This is a genomic window from Roseovarius autotrophicus (assembly GCF_018069895.1).
Lineage (GTDB): Bacteria > Pseudomonadota > Alphaproteobacteria > Rhodobacterales > Rhodobacteraceae > Roseovarius > Roseovarius autotrophicus.
Genome location: NZ_JAGQDH010000051.1, coordinates 1 through 3888, shown reverse-complemented (window position 1 = coordinate 3888; position 3888 = coordinate 1). Strand labels below are relative to the sequence as shown.

The 3888-nt window shown below is 61.1% G+C and carries 4 protein-coding genes and 1 tRNA gene; all 5 read left to right on the top strand.

The features are described 5' to 3' along the window. Nucleotides 1-48: 48 nt before the first annotated feature. A tRNA-Met gene (locus tag KAK09_RS18355) sits at nucleotides 49-125 on the top strand. A gap of 277 nt (nucleotides 126-402) precedes the next feature. Beyond that, nucleotides 403-693, top strand: a complete 291-nt coding sequence (locus tag KAK09_RS18350; protein ID WP_210880370.1) for a helix-turn-helix domain-containing protein — start codon at nucleotides 403-405, stop codon at nucleotides 691-693. Continuing rightward, nucleotides 690-1997, top strand: coding sequence for a type II toxin-antitoxin system HipA family toxin (locus tag KAK09_RS18945; protein WP_210880369.1), 1308 nt, complete (start codon nucleotides 690-692; stop codon nucleotides 1995-1997). The genes KAK09_RS18350 and KAK09_RS18945 overlap by 4 nt, the downstream gene beginning before the upstream one ends. Continuing rightward, nucleotides 1998-3239, top strand: a complete 1242-nt coding sequence (locus tag KAK09_RS18340; RefSeq protein ID WP_210880368.1) for a hypothetical protein — start codon at nucleotides 1998-2000, stop codon at nucleotides 3237-3239. A 95-nt stretch (nucleotides 3240-3334) separates the two neighbouring features. Further along, nucleotides 3335-3784 carry an exonuclease domain-containing protein gene (locus KAK09_RS18335; protein WP_247651423.1) on the top strand — a complete coding sequence of 150 codons (450 nt, stop codon included), beginning with the start codon at nucleotides 3335-3337 and terminating at the stop codon, nucleotides 3782-3784. Nucleotides 3785-3888 lie beyond the last annotated feature (104 nt).

The following is a 3888-nucleotide window of genomic DNA, read 5'->3' as shown; positions in this document are numbered from 1 at the left end:
TGTAAAATACCCAGCGTATCTCTCTCAAACGATCCAAAATACAGATACCGCGGGGTGGAGCAGCCAGGTAGCTCGTCAGGCTCATAACCTGAAGGTCACAGGTTCAAATCCTGTCCCCGCAACCAAAAAACCAAAAGAATACAGTAGCTTGGCCTGTGGTATTATTATACCACAGGCCATTTTGCGTTTTACGTCAACGCCACGTCAACAAATCACGAGTCCCCCCTGCGGCACTGGGATCAACCCGGCAATTCGCTCGAGCCCTCCGAACGTACCTTACCTTATTCGATAAGGGGCGCGTGGAACAGTGGGGGCCGTGTCGCGATTTACCGTTAAAGATAAACAACCTTGAAAGCGTGCCTGTCCGCCGTTATCTTTATCGAAAAAGGTAAGGTGGCGCGAATGGTCGACGATGCCGAGAAAACCCTGCTGGCGGAAGCCGGTCGCCGGATCCGCGAGGCTCGGGCCGGGCAGGGTTTGAGCTTGGAGCAGCTGGCGCGTTTGACCGGCATCAGCGCCCCGGCGCTTTCCCTGATCGAAACGGGGAAACGTGATCCGCGGCTGACGACGCTGAAACGGATCTCTGACGCTCTGCGCGTACCCCTCACAGTGTTGATAGCCGAAGGAGCAAGCACGGCTCAGCGCAGTGCCACATCACCCTCCGAGGGCTATGATCTGGGAGACTACCAGTGACGGCTTCCGTCCCCGTCTGGTTTGATGGCCTCGCTGTGGGGCAGGTCGACGTTGCGGCGGATGGGTCTCTCTCGTTCCGATATGCAGATCGCTGGCTGAAGACGGCCGGGGCTTTCCCCTTGTCTGTAACGATGCCCCTTCGGGCGGAACCCTATCCCTCCGCTGACATCTCGCCTTGGCTGGCGAACCTCTTGCCGGAGGAAGACCAGCTCAAGGTTCTGACCAGGTCTCTGGGCCTCGACCAAGGGGACGTCCTCGCGGTGCTGGCAGAGATCGGAGGCGACACCGCCGGTGCTCTATCCTTCGGTGCGGCGACGGATCGGGCGCTGTGGGACTATGCGCCGCTCACCCGTTTCTACGACACCGCCGATCCGCGTCTGGCGCTCGAGCGCCACTTCGAGGATCTCGGTCGTCGGCCGTTTCTGGTTGGCGAGGAGGGCGTGCGTCAGTCGCTGGCGGGCGGCCAGAAGAAGTCTGCCTTGGCCGTGCTCGACGAGACGGGCGCGCCAGTGCTGCGACTGCCACAAGACGGTGACGTACTTGCCATCCCCCTGAACGGGGCGCCGTCCACCTTGATTGTGAAGCCCGACAACCCCAACCTTCCAGGCATCACCGAGAACGAGGTCTGGTGTCTGCGGATGGCGCAGGCCGTCGGAATCGACGCCGCGCAAGCCACCATCCTCCATTCGCCAAAGCGGACGGCCATTGCTGTGCTGCGCTATGATCGCAGGGTCGGGCGTAGCGGTCAGCTCCTGCGCCTACACCAAGAGGACTTTGCCCAAGCCAATGGTCTGCCGCCCGGTCGGAAATACGAGCGCGGCACGCTGCCCGGGCTCGACCTCAAAACCCTCCTCAAGACCGGTCGTCATGTCAGCGCGAGCGATGCCCTGGCGCTGCTGGACCAGGTTATCTTCAACATCCTCGTCGCCAATACCGACGCGCATGCGAAGAACTATTCACTGATCCTCCCTGTGGGTGCCGCGCCGCGCCTGGCGCCCCTTTATGACGTGTCGACGGTGCTGTCCTGGCCCCATGTCGTAAAGGCTTATGCCCAATCCATAGACGGCAAGAAGCGCAATCCGGACATGGTTGCGGGACGACACTGGGAAGCCATCGCCCGAGACGTTGGATATCGTCCGACCGATGTGAAGAACCGCGCGCAGCAGATCGTCGATGCACTGGTGGCCAACCGGGAGAAGATCACGGCTGAGGTGAGCGCGCTTCCCGGTGCCACGAACGGTTACGTTGCACAGACAGCCGAGGCCATTGAGACCAACGCCCGGCGCATGGCGGGGAGGTTGTAGATGGCGGCGAGAGCAACACACAAATGGGCATTCAAGCCGGGTATGCGCGCAGGCGCCTATAGCTGGAAATCCTCGGCCAAGGCAATCGAGCGCCTGAAATCTGCCAGCTCCGAGATCCGGGCCGTTGCGCGCGTCGATCCTGTGACGGCCGCCGAAGGTGTCATCGCGCTTGCCGAGCGCATCTGGCCCGCCTTCGAGCATATCGACACGTCCTCGGGCGCGCTTGGCAATGCCGTGCGTCGGACGCTGGAGGAGTTGCTGCCGGTCCTGATCGAGGCACCTGCGGACGAGAAGACCCGCGCGAAATGGCTTGAGCAGATCCGCGAAGCCATCGAGGATGACGGCGTGGATTATCTTGCGCCTATCGCGCATTGCTTTGGGCAGATCGCAGCATTTCCCTCCCTGATGAACCTGCATGCCGACAGAGACCTCGACATGATCGAGGCCGCCTGGTCTGATCATGAGCGTTTCATTCATGTCGCAACGGGCTCGCTGACGCTGTCCTGCCTGCTGGAAGCCGGGCGTCATGATGAGTTGCTGGCGCTTCTTGCGTGCAAGAAGACGCACCTGTGGTTTGACGACAAGTTCGGCGCCGAGGCGCTGCTGCGTCAGGGCCGTGAAGACGAAGCCCTCGCCTATGCCGAAGCCCTGCTGCAGGGCGATCGTCGGCCATGGGGCTATCAGGACATCGCCCAGTTCTGTGAGCGCGTTCTGGTCGCACAGGGGCGAGAGGAAGAGGCCTATCGCCGCTTTGGCCTGCCCTCGGCCTCGGGCAATACCTATCTCGCGATGTGGCGTGATCTGGTGAAGCGCTACCCTGATCTCGATGCGCGAAGGCTCCTTGAAGATCTGATCGAAACGCAGGGCTCGAAGGGCAAGTGGTTTGCCGCTGCCAAGACCGCGAAGTATTTCGACATCGCGCTCGATTGTGCTGCGCAACCGAGTGCAGTGCCTCCGACACTCATTCGCGCAGCTAGGGATTTCGTCATCAAGGAGCCAGCTTTTGCCGCGCAGGTCGGCTTGCATGCCATCGGCCATCTTCTGGCTGGACGCGGCTATGATCCAGGCCCCTCCGATATCGACGACGCCGTCACCCATGTCATGGAAGCAAGTGCGCGGATCGGGCAGGGGGAGCGGGTGCTGCACGAACTCCACAGGCTGGCTGCCAATACTGCCAGCGACAGGATCATGGCAGCGCAGTTGAAATCCCGAATTGCACATATCGAAAGGGGTGACGCTTGAATGGAGCACTGTGATGGAATGACAACAGCGGATGCAGCGCTCGCAATCTGTCATTGGAAGAAGACGGTTTCAGCGCCGCGCGCTAAGCTATGTTCATGAATTTCACGTTCTATGACTTTGAGACCACAGGCATCTCGCCCGCCTTCGATCAGCCCCTGCAATTCGCGGCCATCCTCACGGACGGCGAATTCCGGGAGATCGAGCGGGTCAATCTGCGTTGCCGCATCGCGCCGCACATCATTCCTTCGCCTTGGGCGCTGGCGGTCACCGGTGTGCGCCCAGCGCAGTTGCTGGATCCGGAACTGCCGTCGCTCTTCGAGTTCACCCAAGCTATCGCGGCCCTGATCGCGCGCTGGTCACCCGCCACCTGGACCGGGTTCAACAGCATCCGCTTCGACGAAGAGATGCTGCGCCAAGCCTTCTACCAAAACCTGCAGCCCGACATCTTCGCCACCCAGTTCAACGGAAACACGCGGCTCGACATCCTTACGGCGCTCTATGCGGTCTGGTATCGTCAGCGGGTGAGAACGGCGGTGCAAAATTAGGCCACGGTAGCGGCGGGATAGTCTCGCTGCGGGCGGAGTAAAATTCTGCCACTTTTCCCTTCTTGCGGCTGCAGGGAGGGTGGGGAGATCTATACCGTGGAACT